This is a genomic window from Phycicoccus mangrovi, assembly GCF_018729305.1.
Taxonomy (GTDB): Bacteria; Actinomycetota; Actinomycetes; order Actinomycetales; family Dermatophilaceae; genus Phycicoccus; species Phycicoccus jejuensis.
Genome location: NZ_JAHHWP010000025.1, coordinates 1 through 19,243 on the forward strand (window position 1 = coordinate 1; position 19,243 = coordinate 19,243).

17 protein-coding genes are annotated in these 19,243 nt (G+C 75.6%); 3 read left to right on the plus strand and 14 right to left on the minus strand.

The genetic code is table 11. From position 1 onward, the window contains the following. Positions 1 to 1,177 (plus strand): acyltransferase family protein (locus KMZ30_RS19535; RefSeq protein WP_264318927.1); only part of this gene is annotated, 1,177 nt, incomplete at its 5' end. On the opposite strand, the gene KMZ30_RS19540 is transcribed toward KMZ30_RS19535, so the two are convergent. The 6 genes from KMZ30_RS19540 to KMZ30_RS19565 all read right to left on the minus strand — a co-directional run bounded on the left by KMZ30_RS19540 (position 1,167) and on the right by KMZ30_RS19565 (position 10,237). Continuing rightward, positions 1,167 to 3,173 (minus strand): ABC transporter ATP-binding protein, encoded by a 2,007-nt coding sequence (locus KMZ30_RS19540; RefSeq protein ID WP_215512877.1) that lies wholly within the window; start codon positions 3,171 to 3,173, stop codon positions 1,167 to 1,169. The genes KMZ30_RS19535 and KMZ30_RS19540 overlap by 11 nt on opposite strands. Beyond that, positions 3,170 to 4,903 (minus strand): ABC transporter ATP-binding protein, encoded by a 1,734-nt coding sequence (locus KMZ30_RS19545; protein WP_215512878.1) that lies wholly within the window; start codon positions 4,901 to 4,903, stop codon positions 3,170 to 3,172. The genes KMZ30_RS19540 and KMZ30_RS19545 overlap by 4 nt, the downstream gene beginning before the upstream one ends. Beyond that, on the minus strand, positions 4,903 to 5,505 hold the full coding sequence (locus KMZ30_RS19550) for a TetR/AcrR family transcriptional regulator (protein ID WP_215512879.1): 603 nt from the start codon (positions 5,503 to 5,505) through the stop codon (positions 4,903 to 4,905). The genes KMZ30_RS19545 and KMZ30_RS19550 overlap by 1 nt, the downstream gene beginning before the upstream one ends. Before the next feature lie 239 nt (positions 5,506 to 5,744). Next, the gene (locus tag KMZ30_RS19555) at positions 5,745 to 7,253 is read right to left on the minus strand and encodes a DUF7059 domain-containing protein (protein WP_215512880.1); all 1,509 of its coding nucleotides are present in this window, start codon (positions 7,251 to 7,253) and stop codon (positions 5,745 to 5,747) included. A gap of 84 nt (positions 7,254 to 7,337) precedes the next feature. After that, a complete protein-coding gene (locus KMZ30_RS19560; RefSeq protein WP_215512881.1) occupies positions 7,338 to 9,701 on the minus strand; it encodes a sodium-translocating pyrophosphatase in 2,364 nt (787 codons plus the stop codon). 200 nt (positions 9,702 to 9,901) lie between these two features. Next, positions 9,902 to 10,237: an STAS domain-containing protein gene (locus tag KMZ30_RS19565; RefSeq protein WP_215512882.1), complete on the minus strand. Its 336-nt coding sequence runs from the start codon at positions 10,235 to 10,237 to the stop codon at positions 9,902 to 9,904. Positions 10,238 to 10,325: 88 nt separating this feature from the next. Between KMZ30_RS19565 and sftH the strand changes: the two genes are divergently transcribed. Beyond that, positions 10,326 to 12,608, plus strand: a complete 2,283-nt coding sequence (gene sftH / locus KMZ30_RS19570) for a DEAD/DEAH box helicase (protein ID WP_215512883.1) — start codon at positions 10,326 to 10,328, stop codon at positions 12,606 to 12,608. A gap of 132 nt (positions 12,609 to 12,740) precedes the next feature. Further along, the gene (locus KMZ30_RS19575; RefSeq protein ID WP_051750060.1) at positions 12,741 to 13,223 is read left to right on the plus strand and encodes a hypothetical protein; all 483 of its coding nucleotides are present in this window, start codon (positions 12,741 to 12,743) and stop codon (positions 13,221 to 13,223) included. A 23-nt stretch (positions 13,224 to 13,246) separates the two neighbouring features. Here KMZ30_RS19575 and KMZ30_RS19580 read toward each other — a convergent pair whose 3' ends face one another. The 8 genes from KMZ30_RS19580 to KMZ30_RS19615 form a co-directional block, all read right to left on the minus strand. Continuing rightward, on the minus strand, positions 13,247 to 13,597 hold the full coding sequence (locus KMZ30_RS19580; RefSeq protein WP_215512884.1) for an Rv3654c family TadE-like protein: 351 nt from the start codon (positions 13,595 to 13,597) through the stop codon (positions 13,247 to 13,249). Next, positions 13,594 to 13,962 (minus strand): TadE family type IV pilus minor pilin, encoded by a 369-nt coding sequence (locus KMZ30_RS19585; RefSeq protein ID WP_215512885.1) that lies wholly within the window; start codon positions 13,960 to 13,962, stop codon positions 13,594 to 13,596. The genes KMZ30_RS19580 and KMZ30_RS19585 overlap by 4 nt, the downstream gene beginning before the upstream one ends. Beyond that, positions 13,959 to 14,111 carry a DUF4244 domain-containing protein gene (locus KMZ30_RS19590; RefSeq protein WP_308279734.1) on the minus strand — a complete coding sequence of 51 codons (153 nt, stop codon included), beginning with the start codon at positions 14,109 to 14,111 and terminating at the stop codon, positions 13,959 to 13,961. Before KMZ30_RS19590 ends, KMZ30_RS19585 begins: the two co-directional genes overlap by 4 nt. A gap of 220 nt (positions 14,112 to 14,331) precedes the next feature. Continuing rightward, positions 14,332 to 14,880: a type II secretion system F family protein gene (locus tag KMZ30_RS19595; protein ID WP_215512887.1), complete on the minus strand. Its 549-nt coding sequence runs from the start codon at positions 14,878 to 14,880 to the stop codon at positions 14,332 to 14,334. Continuing rightward, entirely contained in the window at positions 14,880 to 15,437 is a 558-nt protein-coding gene (locus tag KMZ30_RS19600; protein WP_215520175.1) for a hypothetical protein, read from the minus strand. The genes KMZ30_RS19595 and KMZ30_RS19600 overlap by 1 nt, the downstream gene beginning before the upstream one ends. 164 nt (positions 15,438 to 15,601) lie before the next feature. Then, entirely contained in the window at positions 15,602 to 16,795 is a 1,194-nt protein-coding gene (locus KMZ30_RS19605) for a TadA family conjugal transfer-associated ATPase (protein ID WP_308279735.1), read from the minus strand. Continuing rightward, positions 16,792 to 17,520 (minus strand): CpaE-like family protein, encoded by a 729-nt coding sequence (locus KMZ30_RS19610; RefSeq protein ID WP_215512889.1) that lies wholly within the window; start codon positions 17,518 to 17,520, stop codon positions 16,792 to 16,794. Before KMZ30_RS19610 ends, KMZ30_RS19605 begins: the two co-directional genes overlap by 4 nt. 853 nt (positions 17,521 to 18,373) lie before the next feature. After that, entirely contained in the window at positions 18,374 to 19,240 is an 867-nt protein-coding gene (locus tag KMZ30_RS19615) for a Fic family protein (protein WP_215512890.1), read from the minus strand. Positions 19,241 to 19,243: the final 3 nt, after the last annotated feature.

Sequence of the window (19,243 nt, forward strand, 5' to 3'; positions counted from 1 at the left end):
CGGCCGCATCTCCTACGGCCTCTACCTCTGGCACTGGCCCCTGCTCACCCTCGCCCCCACCTACCTCGACACCACCCCCACCCCCCTGCAGACCACCGCCACCCTCGCCCTGGCCCTCTGGCTCTCGACGATCTCCTACTTCGGGCTCGAGGACCCCGTGCGGCGGATGCGGGCGCTGGCGCGGCTGCCGTGGCGGGCGGTCGGCGCGGGCCTCGGCGTCGCCGGTGTCACCGCGTCGGTGAGCCTCGCCGCGGCGGTGCTCATCCCCGACCCGAAGGGGACGGGAGCGGAGGCCGCGAGCGTCGACCCCGCCCGGATCGTCGCCGCGGTCGACGCCGCGACGACGCTGCGCGCGCTGCCCGCCAACCTGTCGCCGGCCCTCGCCGACGTGCCACGGGACACCCCCTCCCCGACGACGGGCGACGGCGTCTCGTGCATGGTCGACCTGCTCGACACGACCATCGCCCGCGACCCGGCCGGCACCTGCGTCTTCGGCGACCCGGCCGCCGACACCACCGTCGTCCTCGCCGGGGACTCCCACGCCTACCAGTGGCTGCCCGCGCTCGAGGCCGTGGCGGTCCAGCGGCACTGGCGCGTCGTGTCGATGACCAAGTCCGGCTGCCCGCTGTACGACGTCCGGCTGGTCAACACCCTGCTCAAGCGCGACTACCGCGAGTGCTACGCCTGGCGGGGCGAGGTGCTCGCGCGGATCGCGGCGGAGAAGCCGGACCAGGTGCTGCTCAGCGCCTTCACCGGCTCCGAGAAGCCCGACCCCGGGTTCACCGGGCGCTGGGCCGACGGCGTGGAGACGACGGTCGGCGGCCTGCGCGCACAGGGCATCGGGGTGACGGTGATCGCCGACACGCCCTACCCCCGCCGCGACGTGCCCGAGTGCCTCGCCACCCACCTGGACGACGCCCGGTCGTGCGCGGTCGCGCGGAGCGAGGCCCTCAGCGACCCGACGCGCCGAGCCGCGACGCTCCGGGCCGCGCGAAAGGCCGGCGCGAGCACCGTCGACCCCACCGCGTGGTTCTGCACGCGCAGCACCTGCCCGGTGGTCGTCGGCACGACGGTCGTCTACAGCGACAACAGCCACATGAGCGCAACGTGGTCCACGGCCACGCGCCGGCTGCTGGCCGACGAGCTCGCCCGCGTCTCGCCGGTCCTCAGGGGCTGACCGCCGCCTCCTCGAGGTCGCCGACGGCGCCCTCGAACTGGGCGGCGTGCAGCCGGGCGAACGCGCCGCCGGCGGCGAGCAGCTCGGCGTGCGAGCCGCGCTCGACGATCCGTCCGGCCTCCATGACGAGGATGAGGTCGGCGTCGCGGATCGTCGAGAGCCGGTGCGCGATGACGAAGCTCGTGCGGTCGCTGCGCAGCGCGGCCATCGCGTGCTGGACGAGCAGCTCGGTGCGGGTGTCGACCGAGCTCGTCGCCTCGTCGAGGATGAGCAGCGACGGGTCGGCGAGGAACGCGCGGGCGATCGTGATGAGCTGGCGCTCACCGGCGCTGATGTTGTCGGCCTCGGCGTTGAGGACGGTGTCGTAGCCGTCCGGCAGCGAGTGCACGAAGCGGTCGACGTACGTGGCGCGGGCGGCCTCGAGGATCTCGTCCTCGGTGGCGCCCGGCCGCCCGTAGGCGATGTTGTCGCGGATCGTGCCCGCGAACAGCCACGTGTCCTGGAGGACCATCCCGGTGCGCGAGCGCAGGTCGTGACGGGTCAGCTCGCGGATGTCCTTGCCGTCGAGGGTGATCCGCCCGCCGTCGAGCTCGTAGAAGCGCATCACGAGGTTGACCAGCGTCGTCTTGCCGGCGCCGGTCGGGCCGACGATGGCGACGGTCTGGCCGGGCTCCACGAGCAGGTCGAGGTGCTCGATGAGCGGCTCGTCGGGGCGGTACGAGAAGGACACGTCCTCGAAGGCCACCCGGCCGCGCGGGTCGTCGATGCGGGCCGGCGTCCCCGAGTCGGGCTCCTGCTCCGGGGCGTCGAGGACCTCGAACACCCGCTCGGCGGAGGCGACCCCGCTCTGCATGAGGTTGGCCATCGACGCCACCTGGGTCAGCGGCTGGGTGAACTGGCGCGAGTACTGGATGAACGCCTGCACGTCACCGAGGCTCATCGTGCCGCTCGCGACCCGCAGGCCGCCGACGACGGCGATGGCGACGTAGTTGAGGTTCCCGATGAACATGAGCGTCGGCATGATGACGCCGCTGATGAACTGCGCGCGGAAGCTCGCGTGGTGCAGCGCGTCGTTGGAGACGGCGAACTCGCGGTCGGCCTCGGCCTGGCGGCCGAAGACCTTGACGAGCTCGTGCCCGGTGAAGGTCTCCTCGACGACGGCGTTGACCTCGCCGGTGCTCTTCCACTGCTGGACGAAGTGCCCCTGCGAGCGCTTGCCGATGGCCGCCGTGACGACCATCGTCACCGGGATCGTCACGAGGGCGATGACCGCGAGCAGCGGCGAGATGTAGACCATCATCGCGATCATCGCGACGACCGTGAGCAGCGAGGTCACGAGCTGGCTGAGGGTCTGCTGGAGGCTCTGCGCGACGTTGTCGATGTCGTTGGTGACCCGGCTCAGCAGCTCGCCGCGCGGCTGGGCGTCGAAGAACGGCAGCGGCAGCCGGTTGAGCTTGTCCTCGACGGCCTCGCGCAGCCGGTAGACGGTGCGGTTGACCGCGCTGACGAGCAGCCTGCCCTGGACGAGCTGGAGCACCGCGGCGACGACGTAGATGCCGAGGACGAGCAGCAGCACCCGCCCGACCGCACCGAAGTCGATGCCCTGCCCGGGCACGACGTGGTCCATCGCGGCGAGCACGTCGGCGACGGTACCCTGCCCACGCTGCCGCAGCGCCTCGACGAACTGCTCCTGCGTGACCCCGGCGGGGATCTGCCGGCTGAAGACCCCGGCGAAGATCAGGTCGGTCGCCCGGCCGAGGATCTTCGGGCCGACCGCGTTGAGCACGACCGAGCCGAGGGCCAGGACGAGCGCCCCGACGACGACCGGGCGCTCCGGGCGCAGCAGGCCGAGGACGCGCTTGGCCGACGGCCCGAAGTTCTGGGACTTCTCGGTCGGCATCCCGAGCTGGGCGTGCGGCGGGCCGCCGCGGCGGGCCCCCGCCGGGCCGCGCCGGGCCTCGGCCGCCTTCTCCTCCTCGTTCTTCAGCTCGCTCATGCGACCTCCTCCATCGCCTGCTGGCTCTCGACGATCTCGACGTACGTGGGGCACGACGCGACGAGCTCGTCGTGGGTGCCGACCCCGACCACCGCGCCGTCCTCGAGGACGACGACCTGGTCGGCGTGGCGGATGCTCGACACGCGCTGCGCCACGACGACGACGGTCGCCTCGCGGGTGACCGGCCGCAGGGCCGCACGCAGCCGCGCGTCGGTGGCGACGTCGAGCGCCGAGAACGCGTCGTCGAAGAGGTAGACGGCCGGGCGCCGGACGAGCGCCCGGGCGATGGCCAGCCGCTGGCGCTGGCCGCCGCTGACGTTGGTGCCGCCCTGCGCGATCGGCGTCTCGAGGCCCTGCGGCATCGCCCGGACGAAGTCCTCGGCCTGCGCGATGCGCAGCGCCTCCCACAGCTCCTCGTCCGTCGCGTCCGGGTCCCCCTGGCGCAGGTTGCTCGCGACCGTCCCGCTGAAGAGGTAGGGCCGCTGCGGCACGAGCCCGACCCGCGACCACAGGTCCTCCGGCGCGGCGTCGCGCACGTCGACCCCGCCGACGAGCACCGCCCCCTCGGAGACGTCGTGCAGGCGCGGGACGAGGCCGACGAGCGTCGTCTTGCCCGAGCCCGTCGAGCCGATGACGGCCGTCGTCGTGCCCGGCCGCGCGGTGAACGACACCTCGCGCAGGACCGGCGCGTCGGCGCCGGGGTAGGCGAAGGTCGCGGCACGCAGCTCGACGGCGACCGGGCCGTCCGGGAGGGCGACCGGCTGCTCCGGCGGGTGCACCGACGAGCGGGTGTCGAGCACCTCGACGATGCGCCCGGCCGAGACGGTGGCCCGCGGGATCATCATCGACATGAAGGTCGCCATCATCACCGACATGAGGATCTGGATCAGGTAGGACATGAAGGCGGTCAGCGCCCCGATCTGCATGGCGCCGGAGTCGATCCGCATCGCCCCGAACCACAGCACCGCGACGGTCGAGGCGTTGAAGACGACCATGACGATGGGGAAGGCCAGGGCCATGAGCCGGCCGACCGCGAGCGCGGTGCCCGTGTAGGTGTCGTTGGCGTCGGCGAACCGCTGCCGCTCGACGTCCTCGCGGACGAAGGCGCGCACGACGCGGATGCCGGTGATCTGCTCGCGCAGGATCCGGTTGACCGTGTCGACGGCCTTCTGCATCGCGCGGAAGTGGGGGATCATCCGGCTGATGACGAGCCCGACCGAGGCCCCGAGCAGCGGGACCGCGACGGCGACGAGCCACGAGAGCCCGATGTCCTCGCGCAGCGCCATGACGACGCCGCCGACCATCATGATCGGCGCCGACACCATGATGGCCAGCCCCATGTAGACGACCTGCTGCACCTGCGTGACGTCGTTCGTCGAGCGGCTGATGAGGGTCGGCGCGCCGAACCGCGAGACCTCGCGCGCGGAGAACGACCCGACCCGGCTGAACACCGCCGCCCGCACGTCGCGACCCATCGACGCCGCGGTGAGGGCGGCGATCCGGGTCGCGGCGATCGTCGCGACGACCTGGAGCAGGGAGACACCGAGCATGAGCATCCCCGCGTTCAGGATGAACCCGGTGTCCCCCACCGCGACTCCCTCGTCGATGATGCGCCCGTTGAGGCTCGGCAGGTAGAGGGAGGCCAGCGTGCCGGCCAGCTGGAGGAGGAGCAGCAGCGCGAGCGGACCGGCGTACGGGCGCAGGTGCGTGCGGACGAGGCGGACGAGCATCAGCGGGCCTCTCGGTCGGTGTGGTGGCGGGTGCCGTCGAGGACGACGGAGACGATCTCGGCCGGCGTCATCGACCGGACGGGGAACATCGGGTGGGCGCTCGAGAGCGTCAGGTGGGCGAGGATGTTGACGACGGTCGGGGGGTCGAACCTCAGGGAGTCCGCGTCGGGGCCGATGAGGTCGACGAAGGCGGCGTCGACGGCCGGGTCGCTCATCGAGCGGCGCTTCGGCGGGCCGTCCGGCGGGCGCTGCGGCGGCACCGCGGCCGAGTGCAGGGTCGCCATGAGCCCGATGGCCCGCTCGAGGTGCGCGTGCATCACGGCGACCCCGGCGGCCAGGCGCTCGTCGAGCGTGAGCCCGGGGTCGATGCCCCGCAGCCGGGCCACCGCCGCCGTGGTGTCGAAGACGGCTGCGGCACAGGCGCCGACGAGCTCCTCCTTGGTGCCGAAGGCGCGGAACACGGTGCCCTCGGCGATGCCCGCGGCCTCGGCGACCTGCTTCGTCGTCAGCGCCGGGCCGTGCTCGCGCAGGAGTGGGATCGTCACCTCGACGATCGCCGAGCGACGGTCCTCGGGGCTCATGGCGGGGGCGCGGGGGGTCACGAGCAGCCATCGTAAGTGAGTGAGCACTCACTCACAAGCGGTTTTCCCGGACGCGGCAGACCCCGCCCTCCGGGCAGGGGTGGAGGGCGGGGTCGAGGAGCCGCGGGTCGGGCGGGAACACGTTCCCGTGCAGGGGGTCCCGACCGCAGCGCGTTCATCCTGTCCGGAGGTGGACACGGGTGCCCCACCCCGGCCCGGCGTGCCGCTGTGGCCTGCGTCACACCGGACGGACGGGCAGGTCAGCGGGTCTCGACGAGCAGCCCGTCCTTGACCGCGTCCCGCAGGAAACGGGTGACCTCGGTCCGCACGGCCGCGTCGTCGGCCCCGAGCAGCCCGCCGATGGCCGCGGCCGCCTGCCGCGCGGTGAGCTCGCCGTCACACACCGAGACGAGCGCGGCGGTCACCGTCGACAGGGTCAGCTGGCGACGCAGCCCGCCGCCCTGGCGCAGGAGGACGAGCAGCGCGTCCTCCTCCCCCGGCGTGCGGTGGGTCTCGACGTCGACGTCGGCGGCGCACCGCCAGGCGACGTCGAGGAGCGCGTCGTCGTCGTGCTCGGCGAGCCACGTCCGTGCGTCGAGCCCGGCGAGGACCGTCGGGCCCATCGGCGTGGCCACCGGCCAGCCGACCTCGACGAGGTCGCGGAAGGGCGCGCGGTCGGTCCGCGGACGCTGCAGGGTGATGACGCCGAAGCCGATGGACTCGACGTCGCGCGCGGCGAAGTCGTCGAGCCACGCGGCGTACATGGCGTTGAAGTCGGCCGTGCCCGGGTGGTGCCCGCCGTCGCGCGACCACGTCTCGGCGTACTCGGCCGGGTCCTGGACCTCGCGCTGGACGACCCACGCGTCGAGGCCCGTCCCCTCGAGCCACTCCTCGACCCGGCTGCGCCAGTGGGCGCCCCGCGGCACCTCCCAGTTGCCGAGCAGCTGGGCGATGCCGCCCGGCTCGAGGTGCTCGCCCACGGAGCGGACGAGGTCGCGGACGACGTCGTCGCCGGAGGCCCCGCCGTCGCGGTACTCGAAGAGCGGGACCGCGCCCGAGCGCGGCGTGATGACGAAGGGCGGGTTGCTCACGACGAGCCCGAAGCGCTCGCCCGCCACCGGGGCCAGCATCGAGCCGGCGCGCACGTCCCACTCGGCGCCGTCGAGGAGCGCGTTGAACCGGGCGTAGCCGAGGGCCCGCTCGGACAGGTCGGTGACGACCACCTCGTCGGCGTGGTCCTCGAGGTGCAGGGCCTGCACCCCGCACCCCGTGCCGAGGTCGAGCGCCCGCTCGACGTGCGGCCGGGGCGTCCACGCCGCGAGGGTCGCGGAGGCGCCGCCGATGCCGAGGACGTGGTCGGGCTCGAGGGGTCGGCCGAGCGCGAGCTCCCCGAGGTCGGAGGCCACCCAGCGGTCGCGTCCGTCGGCGGCGTAGGGACGCAGGTCGCAGAGCGCCACGAGGGCGTCCCCCTCCGGCGCGACGAGCCCGAGGGCGACCGCGCCGTCCACGCCGAGGCTCGGCAGGGCCGTGGCCACCTCGGCGGCGTCGACGGGGTCGCCGAGCGTGAAGAGGCGCACGAGCACGGCACGCGGGTCGGTGGAGTCGGCGGTGGCGCGACGGGCGGGCAGGGCCTGCTCGCGGTCGAGCGCGGCGGCCGCCATCGGGCCGAGGAGGTCGGTGACCCCGCCGACGGTGAAGCCGGTCGCGGTGAGGTCGTCGCGCAGGCGCCCGACGAGGTCGGCGTCGGCGAGGGGCGGGTTCGCGGTCATCGGGACGAGCCTAGGGGGTCCGCCGGGACGCGACGAGGGGCCGGCCCCGGGTGGGACCGGCCCCTCGTCGAGGGTGGGCCGGGGTCAGACCTGCGCGGGGCGGGTCTCTTCCGCCGGGGCCGCCTCGGGGTCCTCGTCCCCGCCGATGGCGAGGTCGCGGCTCTTGGAGACCGCGACCGCCGCGACGACGACGACGAACGCCAGGGCGGCGATGCCGAAGCGGATCGGCGCGGAGGCGTCGGGACCGATCGACAGGGTGACGATCGCCGGCGCGATGAGCACCGAGACGAGGTTCATCACCTTGATGAGCGGGTTGATGGCCGGGCCGGCGGTGTCCTTGAACGGGTCGCCGACGGTGTCGCCGATGACCGTCGCGGCGTGGGCCTCGCTGCCCTTGCCGCCGTGCGCGCCGTCCTCGACGATCTTCTTCGCGTTGTCCCACGCGCCACCGGAGTTGGCGAGGAAGACGGCCATGAGCGCACCGGCGCCGATGGCCCCCGCGAGGAACCCGGCGAGCGCCCCGATGCCGAGGCCGAAGCCGACCGCGACCGGCATGAGCGCCGCGAGGAGGCCGGGGGTCGCGAGCTCGCGCAGCGAGTCCTTCGTGCAGATGTCGACGACCTTGCCGTACTCGGGCTTGGCCGTGCCCTCCATGATCCCGGGGATCTCGCGGAACTGGCGGCGCACCTCGAAGACGATGGCGCCGGCGGCCCGGGTCACCGCGTTGATCGCGAGGCCCGAGAAGAGGAACACGACGGCCGCCCCGATGATGAGGCCGACGAGGGTGCCGGGCCCGGTGACGAGGCCGTAGGCGTTCTGCAGCCACTGGGCGTCCTCGATCGAGCGCGGCGCGAGGCCCGGCAGGACCTCGTCGACCGCGGTCTGCCAGGCGTCGGTGTACGAGCCGAAGAGCGCGGTCGCCGCGAGGACGGCCGTCGCGATCGCGATGCCCTTGGTGATGGCCTTCGTCGTGTTGCCGACCGCGTCGAGCTCGGTGAGGATCTGCGCGCCCTCGCCGTCGACGTCGCCGGACATCTCGGCGATGCCCTGGGCGTTGTCGGAGACCGGGCCGAAGGTGTCCATCGCGACGATGACGCCGACCGTGGTCAGCAGGCCGCACCCGGCGAGGGCGATGAGGAACAGCGCCAGCGCCGTCGAGCCGCCGCCGAGGAGGAAGGCGAGGTAGACCGCACCGCCGATGATCGCCGCGGTGTAGACGGCCGACTCGAGGCCGACGCCGATGCCCGAGAGCACGACCGTGGCGGCACCCGTGAGCGAGGTACGGGCGACGTCCTTCGTCGGACGCTTGTCGGTGCCGGTGAAGTGGCCGGTGAGCCAGAGGATGACGCCGGCGAGCGCGATGCCGATGACGACCGCGAGGACCGCCGCCTGGCGCGGGTCACCGGAGAGCTGCTTGATCCCCTCGTTCGCGCCGTTCAACTCGGCGTAGGTGCTCGGCAGGAAGACGTAGGCCGCGACGGCCGAGAGGACGACCGAGACGCCGGCGGCGATGTAGAAGCCGCGGTTGATGGCGCTCAGGGGGTTCTCGCCCGGGCGGGCCTTGGTGATGTAGACGCCGAGGAGGGCGGTCAGGGCACCGATGGCCGGGACGATGAGCGGGAAGACGAGTCCCTTCTCGCCGAAGGCGACCGAGCCGAGGATGAGCGCCGCGACGAGAGTCACCGCGTAGGACTCGAAGAGGTCCGCGGCCATGCCGGCGCAGTCGCCGACGTTGTCACCGACGTTGTCGGCGATGGTCGCCGCGTTGCGCGGGTCGTCCTCCGGGATTCCGGCCTCGACCTTGCCGACGAGGTCGGCGCCGACGTCGGCGGCCTTCGTGAAGATGCCGCCGCCGACGCGCATGAACATCGCGAGGAGGGCGGCGCCGAAGCCGAAGCCCTCGAGGACCTTCGGGGCGTCGCCCTTGTAGAGCAGGACGACGACCGAGGCACCGAGCAGGCCCAGGCCGACGGTCGCCATGCCGACGACACCACCGGTGCGGAATGCGATCTTCATGCCGAGGTCACGGCCGCCCGGCTGGCGGGCCGCGGAGGCGACGCGGACGTTGGCCTTGACCGCGAGGCTCATCCCGAGATAGCCGATGGCCGCGGAGAAGAGCGCGCCGACGACGAAGAACGCCGAGCGGCCGACGCGGACCCCGAAGGTGTCGGCGGGGAGCAGGAACAGGAGGCCGAAGACGAGGACGACGAAGATGCCGAGGGTGCGGAACTGGCGGCTCAGGTACGCCTGGGCCCCCTCCTCCACGGCGGCGCCGATCTCCTGCATCTTCTCCGTGCCCGGGTCGGCGGCGAGGACCTGCCGACGGAACACGACGCCCATGACGAGGGACACGAGCGCGATGACCGCGACCGTCACCACCAGCGTCAGGTTCGTGCCCGTGAGGTCCAGGCCTCCTGACTCGGCGGTCGCGAGTGCGAGGGGTGCCATTCCATCCTCCTTGACGGCGTGGACCGCCCCCGAGCGCGAACAGCGCCTCGACAAGGGCGGACGGCACGGACCCTACCGGTCTCCTCCGCCGACCCGCCCGCGCAGGGCGGAGTGACGCGTTTCACACCCCGTGATGACGCCGCTGGTCAGGGGCGTGCGGCAGCGACCGCGCCGGCGTCCGGCGGGGACGTCGGCGCCGGTCAGGCGGCCAGGGCGTCGTCGAGCGTGCCGTGGATCCCGAAGACCTTGTCGAGGCCCGTGATCCGGAAGACGCGCAGGATGCGGTCGCTCGTGCAGACGATGCGCAGCCAGCCGCTGCTGTTGCGGACCGTCTTGAGCCGGCCGACGAGCACACCGAGACCGGTGGAGTCGAGGAACGAGACGGCGTCGAGGTCGACGACGAGGCGCGTGTGCCCCTCGGCGATCTCCTGGTCGAGCGTCTGGCGCAGCTGGGCCGCGGTGTAGACGTCCACCTCGCCCTCGACCGTGACGACGCTGACGTCGTCGTGGTGGGACGTCGTGACGGAAAGCTCCACGCGTCGTACTCCTCGGGTGGCTCAGGCAGGGGTCGGTGCTGGTCACCGGGCTCTGGGGGCGTCGGGACCAAGGATTACCGTAACCGGCGTGTCCAGCCCCGCGCAGCACCTCTCCCGGCTCGCCGGTGACGGGCCGCCCGGTCGGCTGGTCCACGTCGAGCAGATCCCGGCCCGCCCGGCACGCCTCGCGCAGTGGCCGGACGACCTCGAGCCGGCCGTCCTCTCGGCCCTGCTGGCCGGTGGGCTGGAGCGTCCGTGGAGCCACCAGCGCGAGGCCATCGACCTCGCCCGGGCCGGAGAGCACGTCGTCCTCGCCACCGGCACCGCGTCCGGCAAGAGCCTGGGCTACCTCGTGCCGGTGCTGTCCTCCGTGCTCGAGGCGTCGACCCGTGGTGGCGTGCGCGGCCCGACGGCGCTGTACCTCGCGCCCACGAAGGCCCTCGCCGCCGACCAGCTCGCGCGCATCGAGGCCTTCGCCGTGCCGGGCGTGCGGGCGGCGACCTACGACGGCGACACCCCACCCGACGAGCGCCGCTGGATCCGCGAGCACGCGAACGTCGTCCTCACCAACCCCGACCTGCTCCACCACTCGCTGCTGCCGGGGCACGCGCGCTGGTCGCGCTTCCTGCGGGATCTCCGGTACGTCGTCGTCGACGAGTGCCACGTCTACCGTGGCGTGTTCGGCGCCCACGTCGCCGCGGTGCTGCGGCGGCTGCGTCGAGTGGCCGGCCGGTACGGCGCGTCCCCGACCGTCGTCCTCGCCTCCGCCACCGTCACCGACCCGGCGGCCCACGCCTCGCGCCTGACCGGGCTGCCGGTGCACGCCGTGACGACCGACGGCTCGCCCCGCGGGGCGATGACCTTCGCCCTCTGGGAGCCGCTCACCGACGCCGACGGCACGCGGCGCTCGGCGACGACGGAGGCCGCCGAGCTGCTCGCCGACCTCGTCGGGCACGGCGTGCAGACGGTGGCCTTCGCCCGCAGCCGGGCCGGGGCGGAGTCATTGGCCACCGGGGCGCGACGCCGGCTCGAGGCCCTCGACCCGGGGTCGGGCGCCGCCGTGGCCGCCTACCGGGGCGGCTACCTGCCGCAGGACCGCCGCGAGCTCGAGCGCGGGCTGCGGTCCGGCGCGGTGCGGGGGCTCGCGGCGACGAACGCGCTCGAGCTCGGCATCGACGTCGCCGGCCTCGACGCCGTGCTCGTGGCCGGGTGGCCCGGACGGCGGGCGAGCCTGTGGCAGCAGGCGGGTCGCGCCGGCCGCTCCGGCGGCGAGTCCCTCGCCGTGCTCGTCGCCGCCGACGACCCGCTCGACAGCTACCTCGTGACCCATCCCGAGGCGATCTTCGAGGCGCCCGTCGAGGCCACGGTCGTCGACCCCGAGAACCCCCACGTCCTCGCCCCGCACCTCGCTGCGGCGGCCGCCGAGCTGCCGCTCGGCAAGGCCGACCTCGAGCTCTTCGGCCCCGGCAGCCGGCGCCTGCTCGACGTCCTCGTCGCGGGCGGCATCCTGCGACGCCGCCCGACCGGGTGGTTCTGGGCCCGGGAGGACCGGCCGGCCGAGCACATCTCGCTGCGCGGGGCCAGCGACGTCGTCGCCGTCGTCGAGACGCGCACGGGCCGGGTCGTCGGGACCGTCGACGAGGCCTCGGCGCACGCCCAGGTCCACACGGGGGCCGTGCACGTCCACCAGGGCGAGGCCTGGGTCGTCACCGAGCTCGACCTCGAGGGCCGGGCGGCGCACGTCGTCCGGGGGGACCCGGGCTGGTCGACCTTCGCGGAGTCGGTGAGCCGCTTCGACGTCCTCTCGACCGACCGGGTGGCGCAGCGGGCGCGGGTCCGTGCCGCGTACGGGTCCGTGCGCGTCACCGGCCAGGTGACCGCCTTCACGCGGCGGCTGCCGAGCGGCGAGGTCATCGGCCGGCACGCTCTCGACCTGCCCGAGCGATCGCTGACGACGAAAGCGGTGTGGTGGACGGTCGACCCGGACGTGCTCGTCGCGGCCGGGGTGGCCGAGGAGGCCGTCCCCGGGGCGCTGCACGCCGCCGAGCACGCGGCCATCGGGATGCTCCCGCTCGTCGCGACCTCCGACCGGTGGGACGTCGGCGGCGTCTCGACGGCGCTGCACCCGGACACCGGTCTGCCGACCGTCATGGTCTACGACGGCTACCCCGGCGGCGCCGGGTTCGCGGAGCGGGCCTTCGTCGCGTTCGAGGCCTGGGTCCGCGCGACCCGGGACGCCGTGCTCGGCTGCCCGTGCCGCAGCGGCTGCCCCGCGTGCGTGCAGTCGCCGAAGTGCGGCAACGGCAACGAGCCGCTGGACAAGGCCGGGGCGGTCGTCGTCCTCGAGCTGGCCCTGGCCGCCGCGGGCTGACCGCCCCACGGGCGCCGGCCGCCATCCCTCCCGCGGCCCGCTGCCGACGGCCCGCGGCACCGACCCTCGACACCGGACGACGGGTGCCACGCAGGGCGCTCCGCCGCTGGTCAGGGCGGTAGCCTCCGGGACATGGTCCTCCTCGGTGTCGTCCTCGTCGTCCTCGCCCTCGGCGTGGGGGCTCTCCTCGTCCTCGGCGCCGTCCGCCTCGACGACCCGGTGGTGATGAACGTGCTCGGCGGTCAGGTCGAGCTGCCGCCGATCGTCTTCCTCGTGAGCGGCATGGTCGTCATCTCCCTCTTCTGGCTCGGCTGGGTCGTCCTGCGCAGCGGCCTCAAGCGCGGCCACCGCCGCCGGGTCCAGGCCCGCGAGGCCGACCGCACCGCGCAGGAGGAGCGCGCCGCCGAGCAGAAGCGCCTCAAGGAGGAGGTCGACGCCCGCGAGCGCCAGCTCGCCGAGGAGCGTCGCCGCCACGAGGAGGAGGCCGCCGAGCTGCGCCGCCAGGCCGACGAGCGCGTCGCCGAGCAGCACGTCGCGACCGAGACCGCCCGCCGCCGGGCCGAGGTCGCCGAGTCCCGCACCGACGGCACGCCCACCGACGTCCGCCGCGACTGACCCGCCCCTCTCCGTCCCGCACGTCACCCCGGGCCGCCTGTCACGGGCCCGGCGCGGGCCGTCGCGTCGACCACCGAGGGCACGCCCGGCCGGCCCACGACGCCGAGCGGGACGGACACCCGCACGACGACCGACCCGTCCTCCCCTGTGCCACAGGCGACCAGCCGCGCCCCGTTGCGGGTCGCCACGTCGGCGGCCGCGGTGCAGTCGGGCGGGCCTCCACCCACGAGCGGACCGGCCGCCGCCAGCGCCCCGAGGTCCGCGGCGGCGCGGGCGCGGTGGACGTCCGTGGCGACCCCGGCGAGGACGAGGCCCCCGGTGGCCACCGCCACGACCGCCCCCGCCGCTCCGACCACGAGCACGGTGGCGCTCACGGGAGGGCCTGACCCGCGTCCTCGCGCCGCGCGACGACGACCGCCTCGGCGGGGGGCACCGTCCCGAGCGTGCCCAGCAACGGCGGACCCGCCGACCGGACCGCCACCTCGACCCGGTCGCCCGCCACCGACACCCCGATGACGGCGTCGCGCGGCGCGACCCGCTGCGCCGCCGCGCGCGCGAGCGCCTCGTCCTCGCCCCGCGCGAGCAGCCTCGCCCCGACCTGGGCGGCGTCCGCGCAGCGCAGCCGGTCGACCCCGAGCTGCAGCGCGGACAGGGCCAGGGCCAGCACGAGGAGGAGCGCCGGGACGGCCACGGCCAGCTCGGCCGTGACCGCCCCGCGCTCGGACCGACGACCGGTCACGTCCCGAGCGCCGACACGATGATGCTCGTCAGCGCACCCTTGACCGGGCCGGACTTGACCACCACCAGCAGCAGCGCCGCGAACGCGACCGCGGCGACGGTGCCGACGGCGTACTCGGCCGTCGTCATCCCGGCCTCGCCGCGCGGCACCCGACGGACCACCCTCCCGACCAACCGAACCACCCGTGCTCCCATCGGAGACCTCCCTGCGTCCGGGGCGCGACCGCTCGCGCCCTCCTCGCCCCACCGTCGCCCGCCGCGGTCCGCGGGTCGAGGGGCGCCGGCCGATCTGTGGACGACGGCGGCGCGTCGGTGCCCCTGTGGACGACGCGCCGGGTGCGCCGGCCCGGCACCCGTCGGCATCCGGGCGTCAGCCCCAGCGGGAGAGCAGCGTGAGGACGACGGGCACGACCGTCGTCGCGACGAACCCCGGGAGGAAGCACAGCCCGAGCGGCAGCACGAGCAGCACACCGGCCCGGGCGCCCGCGGCCTCCAGGCGGCGGGACTCGGCGACGCGCATCCGGTCCGCCGCGTGCTCCACGAGGTCCGCGGGCGGCGCCCCGGCGGACGCGGCGGCGTGCCACGCCGCCGCGGCGGGCGCCCACCCCGGGCCGACCCGGGCCCAGGCGCGGTCCGTGGGTTCGCCCCAGCGCTGCGCGGCCGCGACGACGCCGAGGGCGCTGCCGGCCGGCCCGTCGTCGACGGCCGCGACGGTCTCGAGGGCCTCGACCACCCCGCCACCGCCCCGGACGACGGCCGCGAGCAGGAGCAGGGCCGTCGCCGCCTCCTCGACCGTCGCCGGGGCCGACCCGTCGGGCCGTCGGTCCCGTGGCCGCCGCGGCCACGGGGCGCCCCGTCGGCGCCGCAGCAGCAGCAGGGCGAGCGCGGACGCGAGGGCCGCGAGGGCCGCGAGCAGCATCAGGTGCTCCCGTCGGTGCGGCCCGGTCGCCCGGCCGCCCCGACGAGGCGACGCGCCCACGCCCAGCCCGCGAGCGTCAGCAGGGCGCCGACGCCGGCGGAGAGCCGGGCCGCGGGCGTCGCGTAGAGGACGGCCGGTGACAGGCCCAGGGCGAGGCCCACGGCCGGCCCGACCAGCGGCAGTGCGGTGAGGACGCGCATCGAGGCCCGGGGCCCGGCGAGCGTCGCATCCCGGAGGTCGCGCGCCGTCGAGCGCGCGCGCAGCGACGCGGCCGCCGCGGCCGTCGTGTGCGCGGCACCCGCCCCGGTGCCCTCGGACAGGCTCCAGGCCCGGGCGAGCAGCCGCAGGTCCTCGCCCGTCCGCGGCGGAAGGTCCACGGACGGCGCCGTGAGGGCACCGGCCACGCCGTCACCGCGCGCCACGGCCGCCTCCAGGTGCGACGGCAGCCACGGCGCGGCCGCCACCACGCCGGGAGAGCGGGCCGCCACGAGCGCGGCCGCGGCCAGGGGCACGCCGGCGCGCAGCGCGACCGCGGCCACCTCGGCCACCTCCGCCACCCAGGACTCCTCCCCGCGCCGCCTGAACCCGGGCACCGACCGCGTGGAGGGCAACCCGGACCGTTCGCGTCCGCTCGGGCCCCGCCCGGCACCGGCGGAGTCGAGCGCGGGTCCGGGCCACGCCAGCAGGACCGCGGACACGACGAGGAGCGCGGCGACGAGGATCACCCCACCCCCTGTGGCAGGGGGCCGGTGCCCGGCGGCAGGAGCGCCGCGAGCTGCGGCCACGCCGGGCCGGCCCGGGCGCCCGCCGGCCCGTCCTCCAGCGCCACGGCCACCCGGACGAACCCGTCGGCGCCCGGTCGCAGCACCCCGACCGACCCGACCCGCCGGCCGCCCCCGTCACGCACGACGTGGACCACGGCGTGCAGGGCACCGCGCAGCTGGGCGTGCACCGCGGCCCGGGGCATCCCGACGAGCGAGGCGAGCGCCTCGAGGCGGGCCGGGACCTCCTCGGGGCCGTTGGCGTGCAGCGTCCCTGCCCCACCCTCGTGCCCGGTGTTGAGGGCGGCGAGCAGGTCGCGAACCTCGCCGCCGCGTACCTCGCCGACCACGAGGCGGTCCGGGCGCATCCGCAGCGCCTGCCGGACGAGCACCGACAGCGAGACCTCTCCGGCGCCCTCGACGTTGGCCGACCGTCCCTGCAGCCGCACGACGTGGGGGTGGAGCGGGTCGAGCTCGCGCACGTCCTCGACGACGACGATCCGCTCGGTGGCAGGACACTGCGCGAGCAGCGCGCCGAGGACGGTGGTCTTGCCGGCTCCGGTGCCGCCCGTGACGAGCAGGCTGCGCCGGGCCGCGACGAGCCCGCCCAGCACCGCTGCGGTCGCGGCGTCCGCCATCCCGTGCTCGACGAGCGAGGGCACCCCGGGGAGCCGCCGCCGGGGGATGCGCAGGCTGAGGTGCGCGCCGTCCTCGACGAGCGGCGGCAGGACTGCGTGGAGACGCACGCCCCCGGGCAGGAGGCCGTCGACCCACGGCTGGGCGTCGTCGAGCCGGCGGCCGGCCAGCCCGGCGAGCCGGGTCGCCAACGGCCGCACCCCGGCCCGCGGGACGCGGACGTCCGCGGCGTGGACGCCGTCACCGCGGTCGACCCACACGGAGCCGTCGCCGTTGACGAGGACGTCGGTGACCGCATGGTCCTCAAGGAGCGGGGCGAGGGGCCCCAGGCCGACGAGAGCGACCTCGAGCTCGCGACCGGCGCGGGCCCCACCCTCGTGCCCGAGCAGCGACACCGAGGCCCGGGCGACCGCGGCGATGCGGGCCGGGGTCGGCCCCTCCCCCGCGGCGATGGATCGCTCGACGGGGCCGGCGAACCGGACGGGCGGCGCCGGGCCCCGGCGACCGCCGGGCCTCACGACGCCTCCGCGAATGCCGCGGCGACGGCCTCGGCACACCGGCGCAGGGCCCCTCGGGTGCTGCCCGGCCACAGTCCTCGCTCGGCCTCGCGCTCCACCTGCGGGTCGTCCGGGAGGTGGTGCAGGTGCGGAACCCCGAAGTGGTGGCGAAGGTCGTCGAGCACCGCCTCGTCCGGGCGGGGCCCCCGGGTGACGAGCCGGAGCCCGGGCGTCTCCACACAGCCGTCGGCGACGTCGACGAGGTGGCCGACGAGGGCGTCCGCGTCGGCCAGCCGCCGTGTCTGCAACCCCGCGAGGACGACGACGAGGCCGGACCGGGGCAGGAGGTCGGACAGGTGGGGCGAGGCGGCGGGGAGGTCGACGACGACCGGTTCGCCGCCCTCGGCGAGGCAGGTGAGGGTGTCCGTCACCGCCTCGGGCGGGAGGTCGCGGGTCGAGGCCCCCGAGGCCGCGAGGACCCGGGCCCCGGACTCGGCCGGGAAACCGTCGAGGAGCGGCCGGGCGGGTGCGGTCCCCCGCAGGCGGGCGAGCGCCGCCCACCGATGGCCCGGCAGGTGCTCCACCCCGGCCGTGACGTCCAGGCCGCCGCGCCCGACATCGAGGTCGACGACGGTCGCGCCGCCGTGCGTCCCGGCGAGGCGCCGCCCGACGGCCAGGGCGAGGCTGCTGGCGCCGAGCCCGCCCGAGGCGCCGACGACGAGGAGGAGGGGTGCACGTGCGTCCATGGCGGCAGGCTGGCCCGCCGGCTCCTCGGCCCACCAGGGGTCCGCGCGCATCTGTGGACGAGCGCGCCCGCGTCCCTCACCTGTGGACGACCGAGGGCTGGGTGCGCAAGTGACCGGGTCCGGACATGGGACGGCCCCGGTCGGGGGCGGGGTCCCCGCGACCCGGGGCAGGGATGGGTGTGACCGGGCCCGGACATGGGACGGCCCCGGTCGGGGGGACAACCGGGGCCGTCGGCGAGCCGAGCTCCGGGGGGGAGAAGCCGGTTCGCCGGTCGCTCAACCCCGAAGGGGAGCGAGTGAGTACATCGTGACCCATGGATGGCCTCGCGCGCAAGCCCGGCGCATCGACTACGGAAAAGTACCTGAGAATGTCCTCAGGAATGCGGGATCCGTAGGTTTTGTCCGGCTTCTGCCACGATTGCCGACAGTTTGTCCCCGCCCATTCGTGATCGACACCGTCCACCGGCCGAGCACGAGTTCCGGCGGCCTGCTGCACCCCGGTTCGTGCACGAGACCCCGCCTCGGAACCGGGGTCTCGTGGACATCTCGGGGTCACCCCGACATGTGGAGGAGGGAGGGGCGCGAGGGGTGGCGACGACGGGCCGGGCCGGGCGCACGACGACGCCCCCGTCGGGGGACGAGGGCGTCGTCCTGCCGCGGTCTCCGGGCGACCAGGCGTGCTGTCGTGCCGTGGCCGTGGGACGAGCCCGACGGCAACCGGTCCATCAGTGGACTGCCCGCGCGTGGGTACCCGTCGTCCGCGGTAGGTCTGGCGTGAGGGCCGGGGCCCTCACCACCAGTTGTACTCCTGCGCACCGCCGCCGACAACCGGTCGCGACGGACCGGGTGGGGCTCAGCCGAGGCGGCCGGCGAGCACGGCGTCGGCGACGAGCACGCCCTCGTCGGCGGCGGCGTGGACCGCGGTGCAGCAGTGCGAGACCCAGAGGCCGACGCCCGCCGCGTCCCCGCGTCCGTAGGCCGCGAGCGCGCCGAGGTAGGCCGCGCCACCGCCGGCCGCGTGCCCGGCCTCGGTCACCGCGACACCGGTCGGGTCCAGGCCACCGGCGTGGACGACGGCCCGGTCGAGGGCGCGGGCGACGACCGCGTTGCCCCGGACGAACGGGCGGACCGTCGCGAGCTCGGCGTGGACGACGGCCGCCGCGACGACGACGGGCAGGCGCGGGAGGGCGAGCAGCACCTCGGCGACCCCCCGCAGCCGACCGGCGACCTCGACGGCGGCCGGCGCCGGGCCGAGGTCGGTCAGCTCGCCGCAGTCCTCGCCGGGCAGCCGCGGGCGACCCAGGGCGTCGTCGGGCACGAGGCCGGCCGCGGCCACCGTGTGCAGCCGGGCGAGCGCCTGGGCCGGGGCGCGCAGGACGAGGGCCTCGACGTGCTCGGTCTCGGCGGTGGCCGCCACCGCGCCGCGCGCCACGCGCTCGACGGGGTCGGGCTGCGGCGTCCAGGTCGCCGCGCCGCGGACGATGTCGCGGACGGCGTCGAGCGGGACCGTCGCGCCCTCGAGCCCGGCGCTCGCGACGGCGCCCCGCACCCGGGACTCGGCCGCGGCCTCCGCGGTACGGCGGCGCAGCGCGTTGTGCCAGCGCAGGCGGGTGCACGCCTCGCGGGCGGCCTCGACCTGCTCGGGCAGCCCCGGCAGCTCGGCGAGCCGGGCGACGGCCTCGACGGCGGGCGACGGGCCGGACGGCGGGGCAGCAGGCACGCG